The organism is Breoghania sp. (assembly GCF_030066895.1).
Classification (GTDB): Bacteria; Pseudomonadota; Alphaproteobacteria; order Rhizobiales; family Stappiaceae; genus Breoghania.
Window position 1 is genome coordinate 1 of sequence record NZ_JASJAV010000041.1, and the last position, 10,989, is coordinate 10,989.

General features: G+C 61.0%; 9 protein-coding genes and 5 pseudogenes. 13 read left to right on the forward strand and 1 reads right to left on the reverse strand.

Going from position 1 to position 10,989, the window contains the following annotated elements; translation table 11 throughout:
- The 12 genes and pseudogenes from QNJ43_RS26150 to QNJ43_RS26200 all read left to right on the forward strand — a co-directional run.
- Window positions 1–656: pseudogene (locus QNJ43_RS26150) on the forward strand (STAS domain-containing protein); the annotation flags it as partial.
- 88 nt (window positions 657–744) lie between these two features.
- Entirely contained in the window at window positions 745–1,392 is a 648-nt protein-coding gene (locus QNJ43_RS26155; RefSeq protein ID WP_346433140.1) for a universal stress protein, read from the forward strand.
- 56 nt (window positions 1,393–1,448) lie between these two features.
- A complete protein-coding gene (locus tag QNJ43_RS27805) occupies window positions 1,449–1,592 on the forward strand; it encodes a universal stress protein (RefSeq protein WP_346433142.1) in 144 nt (47 codons plus the stop codon).
- A 275-nt stretch (window positions 1,593–1,867) separates the two neighbouring features.
- The gene (locus QNJ43_RS26160) at window positions 1,868–2,332 is read left to right on the forward strand and encodes a DUF6858 family protein (protein ID WP_300474883.1); all 465 of its coding nucleotides are present in this window, start codon (window positions 1,868–1,870) and stop codon (window positions 2,330–2,332) included.
- Window positions 2,333–2,425: 93 nt separating this feature from the next.
- Window positions 2,426–4,006: pseudogene (locus tag QNJ43_RS26165) on the forward strand (cytochrome ubiquinol oxidase subunit I).
- 25 nt (window positions 4,007–4,031) lie between these two features.
- Window positions 4,032–5,114: pseudogene (gene cydB, locus QNJ43_RS26170) on the forward strand (cytochrome d ubiquinol oxidase subunit II).
- 203 nt (window positions 5,115–5,317) lie between these two features.
- Complete coding sequence (locus QNJ43_RS26175) at window positions 5,318–6,217, forward strand: ABC transporter transmembrane domain-containing protein (protein ID WP_346433141.1); 900 nt, start codon at window positions 5,318–5,320, stop codon at window positions 6,215–6,217.
- Between the two features lie 53 nt (window positions 6,218–6,270).
- Window positions 6,271–7,053, forward strand: a pseudogene (locus tag QNJ43_RS26180) (ATP-binding cassette domain-containing protein).
- Window positions 7,050–7,808: an ABC transporter transmembrane domain-containing protein gene (locus QNJ43_RS26185; RefSeq protein WP_300474887.1), complete on the forward strand. Its 759-nt coding sequence runs from the start codon at window positions 7,050–7,052 to the stop codon at window positions 7,806–7,808. Before QNJ43_RS26180 ends, QNJ43_RS26185 begins: the two are co-directional and overlap by 4 nt.
- Before the next feature lie 71 nt (window positions 7,809–7,879).
- Entirely contained in the window at window positions 7,880–8,734 is an 855-nt protein-coding gene (locus tag QNJ43_RS26190; protein WP_300474890.1) for an ATP-binding cassette domain-containing protein, read from the forward strand.
- A 49-nt stretch (window positions 8,735–8,783) separates the two neighbouring features.
- On the forward strand, window positions 8,784–9,488 hold the full coding sequence (locus QNJ43_RS26195) for a Crp/Fnr family transcriptional regulator (RefSeq protein WP_300474893.1): 705 nt from the start codon (window positions 8,784–8,786) through the stop codon (window positions 9,486–9,488).
- Between the two features lie 232 nt (window positions 9,489–9,720).
- The gene (locus QNJ43_RS26200; RefSeq protein ID WP_300474895.1) at window positions 9,721–9,843 is read left to right on the forward strand and encodes a hypothetical protein; all 123 of its coding nucleotides are present in this window, start codon (window positions 9,721–9,723) and stop codon (window positions 9,841–9,843) included.
- Window positions 9,844–9,976: 133 nt separating this feature from the next.
- Here the strand turns inward: QNJ43_RS26200 and QNJ43_RS26205 are convergent, their stop codons facing one another.
- Window positions 9,977–10,177, reverse strand: a complete 201-nt coding sequence (locus QNJ43_RS26205) for a hypothetical protein (RefSeq protein WP_300474897.1) — start codon at window positions 10,175–10,177, stop codon at window positions 9,977–9,979.
- A gap of 4 nt (window positions 10,178–10,181) precedes the next feature.
- On the opposite strand from QNJ43_RS26205, the pseudogene QNJ43_RS26210 reads away from it, so the two are divergent.
- Window positions 10,182–10,989: pseudogene (locus tag QNJ43_RS26210) on the forward strand (hypothetical protein); the annotation flags it as partial.

Below are 10,989 nucleotides of genomic sequence, written 5' to 3' on the forward strand. Positions count from 1 at the left end.
GGCTGTGCGATGATCGGCCAGTCGATGATCAACGTGAAGTCGGGTGGGCGCGGACGCCTGTCGACCTTCTGCGCGGGCATCTTCCTGCTGTTCATGATCGTGGTGCTGGGCGACTGGGTGAGCCAGATCCCCATGGCGGCGTTCGTCGCGATCATGATGTCCATCGGCACGTTCTCCTGGTCCTAGATCAAGAGCCTGAAGGAGCATCCACGCTCCTCGTCCGTGGTGATGCTGGCGACCGTCATCTGCGTGGTCGCGACCCACAATCTGGCCATCGGCGTTCTGGTCGGCGTGCTGCTGTCCGGTATCTTCTTCGCCGCCAAGATCGCCCAGATCTTCCGCGTGACCTCCACGCTGTCCGAGGATGGGACGGAGCGGATCTATCACGTCAAGGGGCAGCTTTTCTTCGCCTCGGCGGAGAACTTCACCGCCGCCTTCGACTTCAAGGAAGTGCTGGAGCGCGTGGTGATCAATGTTACCCAGGCGCATATCTGGGATATCTCTTCCGTTTCCGCGCTGGATATGGTCGTACTCAAGTTCCGTCGCGAAGGCGCGGAGGTGGAGATACGGGGCTTAACGTGGCCAGCGAGACAATCGTCGACAAGCTTGCGATCCACGACAAGCCGGGCGCGATGGAAAAGCTGATGGGCCACTGACCCCCGCGCAAGACAAACGCAAACCGGCGGCCTCGGGCGCAGGCGGCCGGAAAAGGAATAAACCGGAAAAGTCGGGGTGGAGAACGTCATGACTGACAGGATCATCGTGCTGGTCGACGGATCGATCTACTCCAGGAGCGTGTGCGAGCACGCGGCCTGGGTGGCGTCGCGAACGGGTGCCGCGATCACGCTCCTGCACGTGCTGGGGCGGCACGAGGCACCCGAAGGCACGGATCTCAGCGGCAGTCTGGCGCTGGGCGTGCGAACCGCGCTTTTGAAGGAGCTGAGTGAGCTTGATGAAAAGCGCGCCAAGCTCGCCCGTCAGCGCGGCAGGGCCATTCTCGACGATGCCAAGGCCGTGGTGCAGGCTGCCGGTGTGGAGGACGTCACCACGCTTCTCAGGCACGGCGATGTGGTGGAGACGGTGAAGGAGCTGGAAGGCGAGGCGGCTCTGTTGGCTGTCGGCAAGCGCGGCGAGGCTGCCGATTTCGCCAAGCTGCATCTGGGCTCCAACCTGGAGCGCATCGCGCGCTCCGTGCATCGTCCTTTGCTGGTTGCCGCGCGCGCCTTCAAGCCCATCGAGAGCGTGCTCATCGCCTATGACGGCGGTACCTCGGCCATGAAGGCGGTCAACCACGTGGCGCGCAATCCCCTGTTCCAGGGATCGCGGTCCTCACCGTCGGGTCGGAACCGCCGGAAGCACGCAAGAAGCTCGACGACGCTAAGGCCATTCTGAAGGGCGGCGGGCTGGAAGTGTAAGCCGAAATTCGTCCCGGTCAGCCGGAGGCGGTTATCGCCGAAAAGGGCGAACGGGAGGGATTCCACCTCCTCGTCATGGACGCCTACGGCCACTCGCGCATCCGTTCCTTCGTGATCGGGTCAACGACGAGCGAAATGATGCGCTCGTGCAAGGTGCCGATTCTGCTCTTCCGCTAAAATCGATTTAGCCTATCGCAAGCCACGGAAAACGCAACGTGAGCATCCGCTGTGAATGACTTGATGTGTCCGGTGCCCGGCGGGGAGGGATGTTGCAATTAGGGCCTTGCGGGTATTGGGGATACGCAATGACATAACGTCAGTTCGGACCCAGAACAGAAAACACGCTTCGCCTGTGCCGTTAGGAGAGAAGCACGTGGCCCTCGCGCCGTTCGCATGAGGGAACAGGCGCAGGCGTGTCTTCCGTCCCCACGTGATCCGGCCGTCAACATCCGATGCATCAAGTCATCATCCACGAAAAATTCCCCGTCTACATTCTCGAGGTTGAGAAGTCGGATTGCCGCTTCTCGCAACTTGAGGATGTGGTCGCCCACTTCGTTCGCGAGGCTGAGGCCCACCCGGTCGTACGCCTGATCGGAGTGTTCGATCACTACGCCCACACGAGCGCCTTCGCTGACGGAGAAAACGCTCCGGATATCGTCGGAGCGGTGAATGTGGTGGTCTGTTTCGGGATGGCGATTCCCCAGCCGGAGATCCTCGCACTCCGGCTTCGCTCCATCGGAATTGCGGATGTGGGGGACCGGTTCACGGTCAGTTTTCTCGGTACCCCGATGCCGATTGCGAACACTGCAATGGAAATATGGGCGCGCGGCCTTATGACGCGCACAAACCCCAATGACACCGCGTCACAAGGGCGTATGGTGACCCCATCATATTTTGATTATAATAATAACAATTAATAATCAGTGACTTAACGTAAGTATATTGCCTCGATCGCACGTACGGCATGCGCGCTTACGATCGGCGTCGCGTGCTTAGAAGGGAGCCGCACTATGATCGATCCCACCTTCGTGGAATTGTCGAGATGGCAATTCGCAGCCGTGGCACTGTACCACTTCCTGTTCGTACCGTTGACGCTGGGGCTGACCTGGATACTGGTCATCATGGAAGCCGTCTATGTGATAACCGGCAAGGAAATCTACCGCGACATGTCACGGTTCTGGACCAAACTCTTCGCTATCAACTTCGCACTCGGTGTCACCACCGGGCTGACCATGGAGTTCCAGTTCGGTACGAACTGGGCCTACTACTCGCACTACGTGGGAGATGTGTTCGGCGCTCCGCTTGCGATCGAGGGTCTGATGGCCTTCTTCCTGGAATCGATCTTTGTCGACCTGCTGCTGTTGGGTCGCGATAGACTGAACAAGGTTCAGTACCTTGCCGTTGTTGTGTTGGTTGCCGCCGGAACCAACCTGTCGGCGTTGTGGATCCTGGTTGCGAACGCCTGGATGCAGAACCCGGTCGGCTCCGAATTCTCCACCGAAACCATGCGGATGGAGATGATGAGCTTCTGGGAGGTGATGTTCAACCTGGTTGCGCAGGTCAAGTTCATCCATACGGTCGCGGCGGGCTACGTCACGGCTTCGATGTTCGTGATCGGCATCTCGGCCTGGTAAATCCTGAAATGCCGCGATCTGGCCTTTGCCAAGCGCTCCTTCGCCGTTGTCGCCGGTTTCGGTCTGGCTGCCTCGCTGGCGGTCATCGTTCTCGGCGACGAAAGCGATTACGAACTGGGTGACGTGCAGAAGGTCAAGCTCGCAGCGATCAAGGCAGAGTGGGATACCACTCCGGCTCCCGCCGCCTTCACCGTCGTCGGCATGCCCAATCAGGAAAAGATGGAGACTGGTGGCGCGATCACCATTCCCTGGGTGATGGGACTGATCACCACCCGCTCGCTCGACAAGCAGGTGGAAGGCATCAAGGATCTCATCGAGAACCACGAGGAGCGGATCCGTTCGGGCATCATCGCCTACAAGAAGCTCAACGCGCTGCGTAACGGTGATACGTTCGACGAGACGAAGGCCGTCTTCGAGGAGCACAAGGCCGATCTTGGCTACGGGCTGCTGCTGAAGGCCTATGTCGAGGATTCCGCCGATGCCACCGACGCGCAGATCCCGCAAGCGGCAAAGGGCAGCATCCCGCACGTCTCCTACCTGTTCTGGAGCTTCCGGATCATGGTGGCGTTCGGCTTCTTCATGCTGCTACTGTTCGCGCTCTCGTTCTACAAGCTCGCCAAGGGCAAGATCGAGAAGAACCTGACGTTGCTGAAGGTCCTCGTGTGGTGCATCCCGCTTCCTTGGCTCGCCTGTGAATTCGGCTGGTTTGTTGCCGAGTTCGAGCGTCGGCCCTGGGCCATCGGTGAGGTGTTGCCGACCTTCCTGGCGGCCTCCGCACTGACCGTGTCCGACCTCGTTGTCTCCATCGCCGGATACCTGCTCTTCTATTCGGTGCTGCTGGTCATCGAGATGTACCTGATGTTCCGCTTCGCGCGGCTTGGTCCCAGCTCGTTGCATACGGGCCGTTACCACCACGAGACGGGCGGTGACATGCTCAGTCTCAATCCCGCCGAGTGAACCGGATATATGAAAGGACCGAGCTATGCTGCTCGACTATGAAACCCTGAAGCTCATCTGGTGGGTGCTTATCGGTGCTCTTCTGATCGGCTTTACCATCACCGATGGCATGGACATGGGCGTCGGTATCCTGTTGCCGTTCCTCGGCAAGATCGACACCGAGCGTCGTGTGGTCATCAACGCTGTGGCCCCGCACTGGTATGGTAACCAGGTGTGGCTGATCACGGCAGGCGGCGCGATCTTCGCCGCCTGGCCCGCCGTCTATGCGGCCACGTTATCAGGCTTCTATTTGGCCATGTTCTTGGTGTTGGCCGGATTGTTCCTGAGGCCCGTCGGCTTCGATTATCGTTCTAAGATCGAGGATACGCGCTGGCGCAATACCTGGAACTGGGGGGTGCTGGCGGTCTCATCCCGGCGCTGATCTTCGGCGTGGCCTTCGGCAACCTGCTGCAGGGCGTGCCCTTCCACCTCGATGCGTTTCTGAAGCCGCATTATGACGCCACCTTCCTGCGGGCGTTGCTGCCGCTGCTCAACCCGTTCGCGCTGCTGGCCGACATTCTAAGTGTCTGCATGGTGGCGATGCACGGCGGGCTGTGGCTGCAGCTGCTGCGCACCGAAGGCGTGGTCAGGGATCGTGCCAAGGCGGCCGTCGGCCTGCTGGTCCCGATCGTCACCGTGCTCTTCCTCATCGGCGGCATCTGGATCTATCTCGGCATCGACGGCTTCCGCATCGTGTCGCAGCCCGCGTTTGATGCCATGCCCAACCCGCTTGCCAAGGAAGTTGTGCGGGCGCCCGGTGCCTGGTTCGATATCTACGGCAACATGCCGATTACGATGATCGTTCCGCTGCTCGGTCTCGTCGCTCCGCTGCTGGTTCGGAACGGCGGGACTGTCGCTGTTTTCCTTCGTCATGCCGTCCAGCACCAACCCGAACTCCAGCTTGACGGTCTGGGACGCCGCTTCCAGCCATCTGACCCTGATGGTGATGTTCTCGGCCGTGGTGATCTTCCTGCCGATTGTGCTGCTTTACACGATCTGGTGCTACTACCGCATGTGGGGGAAGGTGACTGCCAAGCATATCGAAGAAAACACCTACAGCGCCTATTGATCGGGCAAGAAGAGGTAGAACGCTATGTGGTTCGAATTCCAGGATGAATTCGAACAGAAGAATGGCAACGGCGCCGATCACAAGGGTTGAAGCTCAACCTCCGGCCGGATTGCAACGATCCGGCCGGAGACCGCTTGCATCCGTTTTGCAGGGGCGCGAAACAAGGGATATGGACCGACGATCCTTTACAAGACCGAATATGTTTGAGGCGCCGGATCGACGGCTGGAAAATAATTAAGATATATACTGATCGGAAGCATCTCGGGGCCTACCTGAAGGGCTTCAAGAAGATCGCGAAACGCGATCTTCGCCTGACGCTCACATCCGCGGTGGCGACCGGACTGGCCGTCATCGCCCAGAGTTTTCTGGTGGCGCGGATCCTCGATCAGCTGATCTTTGAGGGACGCGCGTTCACTCAAGTCGTGCCGGAGGTGCTTGCATTGGTCGGCGTGATCGTTCTCAGGTCCGGCTCCGTATGGGCGACGGATCGTTTCGCCTTCCGCGCGGCCGCGGGCGTGATGCAGACCCTGCGCGCGCATCTCGTCTCCCAGGTGGAGCGGATCGGCCCCGTGAGGCTGTCCGACAAGGCGATCGGCCAGACCGTCACCGCAATTGCGGACGGTGTGTGCGCCATCGAGCTCTATTATTCCCGCTACATTCCGGCCTCCGTCATGGCGGGGTTGTTGCCATTGGCGATCGTTGTGGTGCTGCTGCCCTTCGACTGGCTGTCCGCCATCGTCTTCGTGGTCACCGCGCCGCTTATCCCAGTCTTCATGATCTTGATCGGGAAGGGGGCGGAAAAGCTCAATCAGTGCCAATGGGGACGCCTGCAGCGCATATCGGGCCATCTGCTCGATGCGGTGCAGGGGCTGGCGACGCTCAAGGCTTTCAACGCGGCCAAGCGCATGACGACGCGGGTCGCCGATGTGGCCGATGCCTCCTATCGTCGCGAAACCATGGCGGTGCTGCGTATCGCGTTTCTCTCCTCGCTGGTGATGGAATTCTTCGCCATCGTCTCCATCGCCATCGTCGCGGTGCTGATCGGCTTACGGCTGCTGTGGGGCGAGATCGGCTATTTCGAGGGCTGTTCATTCTGCTGCTGAAGCCGGAATTCTATCTGCCGCTGCGCTCCATGAGCACGGCCTACCATGCCCGGATGGAGGCAATCGGCGCGACCGAAGGCATCGTCGCATTGGAGGACGCACCTCATCTCTCCGAACCCGGCGGCGACGTGCGCGTGCCCGATCGCGAGCACATCGAGATCGCCTTCGAGGACGTGACGCTGTCCTTCGCCGATGAACGCCGCGCGCTCGACGGGATTTCCTTCTCCGTCGCACCCGTTGAGGCTGTCGTGCTTGCCGATCCTTCGGGGGCGGGAAAATCGATGATTCTCAATCTGTTGCTCGGTTTCGTTCAACCGACGTCCGGCTGAGTTCTCGTCAACGGCGTGGCGCTCAGCGAGATCGACATGGCCGATTGGCGCTCCATGATCTGCTACGTGCCCCAAAGTTCGCGGCTTTTCTCCGGCACAATCGCCGCCAATATCGCACCCGGCGAGGCCGCGCCGGACCGTGCCCGCCTTGAGACGGCGGTTCGCGAAGCCGATCTTGCCGATGTGATTTCCCGTCTGCCCGATGGGCTCGATGCCCGCATCGGCGAGAGCGGGGCAGGGCTTTCGGGCGGCGAGGCCCACCGACTTGCACTCGCGCGCGCCTTTTACCGCGATGCGCCGGTCATCGTGCTGGATGAGCCGACCGCGCATCTCGACGGTGAAAGCGAGGTGTGCGTGCAGGCTGCGATCAAGCGGTTTCTGCCGGGGCGAGCCGCGTTGATGGTCACGCACCGCAAGGCGACGCTTGATCAGGCCGACCGTGTTGTCGGCGTGAAGGACGGACGGCTTGCCGACCCGGCGGACGTCGAGGCGGAGGTGGTGTCATGAAGGATTTCCGCCGACTTCTCTCGTTGATGCGGCCGCCGGCGGGCTGGATGGCGCTTTCCATTGCGCTTTCGGCCATCGCGATGCTGGCTCACGTGGCGCTGATGGCGACGTCCGACTGGTTCATCACCGCCATGGCGGCCGCCGGTCTTGCGGGCGTCAGCATGAACTATTTCACGCCCGCAGCCATGATCCGTGCCTTTGCGATCGTGCGCACCGGCGGGCGCTACGTGGAGCGGCTCGTCGGCCATGAGGCGACGCTGAAATTCGTCGCCAACCTTCGGCCCTGGCTGTTTGCACGCCTTGAACCGCTGGCGGCTGCCGGTCTGGAGGATGAGCGCAGCGGCGATATCATGACCCGGCTTCGCGGCGATATCGACCGGTTGGAATTCGCCTTCCTGCGCATTCTCCAGCCCATCGTGGCCGCGGTCATCGTCGTGTGCGTCGGTATTGCCTTCGCCGCCTATCACGATCTTGCCATTGCCGCCGCGATTGCCGTTCTGGCGCTTGTCGCGGGCGTGGCGCTGCTGCTCCTCGTCGGTCGCCTGAGTGCCGCTCCCGCACGCCGGGTGACGCAGAATTCCGCCGAACTCAACGCGCTTCTGGTGGAGCATCTGGAGGGACGCGCGGAACTCGATATCTACGACACCACCCATTTCCACAGCGCCGCCGTCCTTTCGACCAGCGATGCGCTGATCGCCGATGAGAGCAAGGTGGCGAGCCTTGCGGGCTTTGCGTCGGCCTTGCCACCAATCTGACCCTTGTCGCGATCATCGCGATCGGCGGGTCGAAGCTGGCGGCCGGTGTCTTCGACGGGCCGGATCTCGTTATGCTGGCGCTGATGGGGCTGGCGCTGTTCGAAGCCGTTGGACCTTTGCCTGTCGCCATGCAGACCCTGCCGGGCTTTCTTGCCTCCGCACGGCGAATCTTTGCGTTGGCCGATCGCGAGCCGCCAGTGATGGCTCCGGCCGTTTCTGTGACGGTGCCAGAGGCAGGCGATATCGTGTTCGAGGGTGTTGGCTTCACCTATCCGGGGGCGGATCATGCCGCGGTCAGCGATGTGAGCTTCACGCTTTCGCCGGGCAAGCGAGTCGCAATCGTGGAGCCGAGCGGGTCGGGCAAGTCGAACCTTGTCGCGTTGGCGCTGCGTTATCGTGCCGCAAGCGAGGGCTTTGTAACCTTTGTCGGGAAGCCGGTCGAGGCATTCGATCCGGAGATCTGGCGTTGTCGGGTCGCCGTTCTGGCGCAGTTCGATCACCTGTTTTCAGCCACCATCTCCGACAATCTGCGCCTCGGGGAACAGGGCGTTTCGCAAGAGCGGATTGAGCATGCCTGTGTGGTTGCGGGGATTCTTCCCTTCATCGAGGCACAACCGCAGGGCTTTGATACGTTCGTCGGCGCGCATGGGACGAAGGTCTCCGGCGGTGAGGAGCGGCGGCTGGGACTTGCCCGTGCGCTTTTGAAGGAGGCTCCGTTCCTCATTCTCGACGAGCCCACAGAAGGACTGGACCAGGAGACGGAGGACAGAGTACTTGAGGGAGTGCTGGAGGCGACGCGCGAGCGCAGCGTGCTTCTGATCACCCACAGCCGCGCCTGTCTGGAGCTGATGGACGAGATCATCGTACTGGAAGCAGGGCGCATCGTATCGCATGGGGCGCCGGGGGAGGTTCTTCGGCGGGATTGACTGTCGGGGAGTGCCCATTGTGGGCGGAGTGCCGGAGGGGAACGGTAAGGTGAAACGGGTGGATGTTGGGGAAGCCTGGACCGGAGTGGCCGATTGTCGGCAATGCATGATCCGCGATGCGGTTCTGTTTGCCGGATTGAAGGAAGAGGATTTCTCCCACTTCCATCGACCGATTGATCAGCTCGTCTATCACTCGGGCGGGCGCATCTACGATTCCGGCGACAAGGCCGAAACGCTTTTCACCATTCGAAGCGGTCTGGTGAAGCTCACCCAGTACCTGCTCGACGGGACCGCCCGTATCGTTCGCCTGTTGCGCAAGATCGACCTGTTCGGCCTTGAGGTGATGATCGACGATGAATATTCCCATACCGCAACCGCATTGCGCGACACGGAAGTGTGCCGCCTGCCGGTCGACGTGGTACGTCGGCTGTCGCATGCAAATCCGCTGCTTTTCAATGAATTGATGTCGCGCTGGCATCAGGCGATGGGAACGGCCGATCGTTGGATCACGGAATTTTCCACCGGATCGGCACGAGACCGCGTTGCACGGCTTTTGCTATGGCTTTCCGAAAAGGAAGAGGATGAGCGCTGCGAGCTGTTCAGCTGCGAAGACCTGGGTGCCCTGTTAGGGCTGACGACGGAAACCGCCAGCCGCACCATAGCGGAACTGAAGCGAAAGGGTTTCATTTCCGAACCCCGGCCGAACCAATTCCTCTGCGACACGCCCAACCTGCGGCGGCTCGTCGGCATGTAATCCGGCGGGTTCGTCCCGGGTCTTATCCTGAAGTTATCCAGACTATGGTTTCGGCATTCCGCGGTGTATTGATAAAATTCAATGCGTCGAATGTGTCCTTGTAGTGTGATGCCTAAAGTGTAAGGGCGGTCTGCCGTTGGGGTGAGTCCCGGGGAAAGCGTTCTTTAGCATGCGGCCGTCGCGTTTGTTGGAGGAGTTTCGGCCGCTTTGAGGAATCCGGGGAGGATGCCAAATGATGACCAAAACGGAATGCGGTTCCGGTGGGCTGCCAGTGCCGGTCAGGCCTGCACTGAAATGGTTGGTGCCGATGGCGCCGGAACGCCAGTCGAAGGCGCGCGCACAGGCCGCCAGGTAGCATGTCGAGGATCTGCTCGACGAAGCTCTTGAGGAGAGCTTCCCCGCAAGCGATCCCGTTTCTCTCATGGAACCCGCGCACGGCGCCTAGCTCCGCTGAAAGCGCGCTGCCGAAACCGGCCATTGGGCTCGTTTCACCGCGTGCGTCTGCGCGATTCCGGTTCACGAAGCCCGACGAGAGCAACTTGCGCCACCGCGAGGAAGCGGTGCTCGCGCATCTGTCTCCGACCAGCCGACAGGACGATATGAAAACTCATGGGAAACGATAGAAACCTGCTCATAGCGCGCCGGATGATGGTGCCGGCGATGTCACGAGCCGTGTCGGCCTGGGTCATCTGGTTGGGATTGGTGCTTTGCCTCGGTATCGTTAGCGGCGGGATGATGGCCTCCGCACAGGATGGCGCCAGCAAATCCTCCGACAGCACCGCGGACCACACCCAGTTCAAGATCCTGCAACAGCCGTTCGAAAGCGGGGAGGAGGTGACGAAAGCCTGCCTTCGCTGCCACACCGAAGCGACCAAACAGGTGAAGGATTCCATTCACTGGAAATGGGAATACGACCATCCGAAAACCGGGCAGAAGCTCGGCAAGTGGAACGTGATCAACGCCTTTTGCGGCAATGTCGCCTCCAATGAGCCGCGCTGCACGAGTTGTCACGCGGGTTACGGCTGGGACAAGATGAGCGAGCGGCCACGGCGTGAAAGCGCGGTGAACTGCCTCGTCTGCCATGCCGACAAGTCGATCTACGCCAAGCTCGACAATCAGGCCGGACGTCCGGCGGTCGCGCCCTTCAAGGAAGGCGCCAAGACCATCACCGGCAAGAAGGCAGTGCCCATCGATTTTGCCAAGGCGACCCAAAGCGTTGGCATGCCGGGGCGGGAGAACTGCGGTCAGTGCCATTTCTACAGCGGCGGCGATAACGTGAAGCACGGCGATCTCTCCTCCGCGCTGGTCCATCCGGATCGTTCTGTCAACGTGCACATGTCGAAGGACGGCGGCAATTTCTCCTGCTCCACCTGCCGCCGTCGGCGCGCTGCAGACGCTCTATGGCGAATCCGATGTGGACTTGGACGACCGCGGTATCCTGATGACGGCGCTGGCGGCATCTCTGGCCTCTGTGCTCGCAACCGAAAGGCTGATTGTAACC

Bases quoted from the DNA above. Each gene is read 5' to 3' on its own strand.
- QNJ43_RS26155 (WP_346433140.1), top strand. From the start codon at position 745: ATGACTGACAGGATCATCGTGCTGGTCGACGGATCGATCTACTCCAGG.
- QNJ43_RS26160 (WP_300474883.1), top strand. From the start codon at position 1,868: ATGCATCAAGTCATCATCCACGAAAAATTCCCCGTCTACATTCTCGAG.
- QNJ43_RS26185 (WP_300474887.1), top strand. From the start codon at position 7,050: ATGAAGGATTTCCGCCGACTTCTCTCGTTGATGCGGCCGCCGGCGGGC.
- QNJ43_RS26190 (WP_300474890.1), top strand. From the start codon at position 7,880: ATGCTGGCGCTGATGGGGCTGGCGCTGTTCGAAGCCGTTGGACCTTTG.
- QNJ43_RS26200 (WP_300474895.1), top strand. From the start codon at position 9,721: ATGATGACCAAAACGGAATGCGGTTCCGGTGGGCTGCCAGTGCCGGTC.
- QNJ43_RS26205 (WP_300474897.1), bottom strand. From the start codon at position 10,177: ATGACCCAGGCCGACACGGCTCGTGACATCGCCGGCACCATCATCCGG.